Origin of the sequence: Nodosilinea sp. LEGE 07088 (assembly GCF_015207395.1) — a bacterium.
Taxonomy (GTDB): Bacteria; Cyanobacteriota; Cyanobacteriia; order Phormidesmidales; family Phormidesmidaceae; genus Nodosilinea.
In genome coordinates this window covers 1-1,272 of sequence record NZ_JADEWX010000382.1, presented here as the reverse complement: position 1 = coordinate 1,272, position 1,272 = coordinate 1, and the positions used below count along the sequence as shown (strand labels likewise).

Here is a 1,272-nt window from a genome sequence, read left to right as displayed (position 1 = left end):
CCCATCCCCCATCCCCTCATCCACCCATTCACTCCCTCGTCTTCAGCACCGCAATTAAATCTAAATGCTGAAGCTGGCGCGCAATCAGCAGCCCAGAACCCACTGCTGCCAGGGCGGTCACCAGGGCCGCAAATACATAGCTGGCGGGGTGAATCACAAAGGGCACGCGAAACAGCTCGGTATTTTGAGCTGGGGACTGGTTCAGCACCCAGGCCAGCCCGTAGCCTAAGGCCCAGCCCACTGGAATGGCTGCCAGGGTGAGCACCCCTTGCTCGCCCAGCAAAATAACGGCGATCTCGCGCTGGGTAAAGCCAATAATGCGCAGGGTGGCCAGCTCGCGGCTGCGCTCGGAGAGGGCAATGCGGGCGGCGTTGTAGATCACCCCTACGGCAATGATGCAGGCGAACAGCAAAATCATGGTGTTCATTACCCCGGAGGTAGCGGCGATCGTGTCTTCAAACTGCTGTAGGGCGGTCTGGCGCTGGGCGACGCTGGCCACCGCCGGGGTTTGCTTGAGCTGCTGGTAAAGGGTCGGCATCTGGAGAGCATCGACGGTCAGGTAAGCCCCTGAGAAGGTGGGGCCTTCCTGCATGAGGGTATTGAGGGCGGTGACATCCATATACATGGCCAGCCCCACCAGCTCGTCCACTAGGCCCACCAGCGGCACAGACAGCACCGGACGCACCCCTTCGAGCACTTCAACGGTGAGGCGATCGCCCATCTGGACGTGCAAAATTTCGGCTAGCTTAGTGGTCAGCACCAGGCCATCGGCGGGCAGAGCTACGGTTTGCCCGCCGCCATCGATCAGCCGCCGCAGATTGCTGGGGGAAGAGAGGCCAACGATGCCCCCCAGCCGCGATCGCTGCTCAAACCGCAACCGCACCGGCACGCTGCGAAATGGCTCTACCCGCAGCACCCCTGGCAGCTGGGCCAGGTCAAACTGCACTCGCCCCGGCAGCGGCTCGATAAAGGTGAGGGTGATGTCTTCGCGCTGCACCGTGCGAAACTGCGTGGTGATAATGTGGTCAATGCCGTCGCTGAAGTAGCGCCCCACCACCAGCATGGCCACCGCCAGACCAATGCCCAGCACTGCCATTAACCCCTGGGTGGGCCGCCGTTCCACATTGCGCAGAATAATCCGCCCGGCGGGGGAGAGCAACCGCTGTAGGCCCAGGTGCTCGATCAGCGTGGGCCTGAAGCTGGCCGGGGGTTCGGGCCGCATGGCCTCGGCGGGGGGCAAAACTACAGCATCCCCCACGGCTTTAAAGGCCC

The 1,272-nt window shown here is 62.8% G+C and carries 1 protein-coding gene; it reads right to left on the bottom strand.

The features are described from left to right. Nucleotides 1-28 precede the first annotated feature (28 nt). Nucleotides 29-1,272, bottom strand: a 1,244-nt coding sequence (locus tag IQ254_RS31155; RefSeq protein WP_193970005.1) for an ABC transporter permease, incomplete at its 5' end; no start/stop codon positions are given.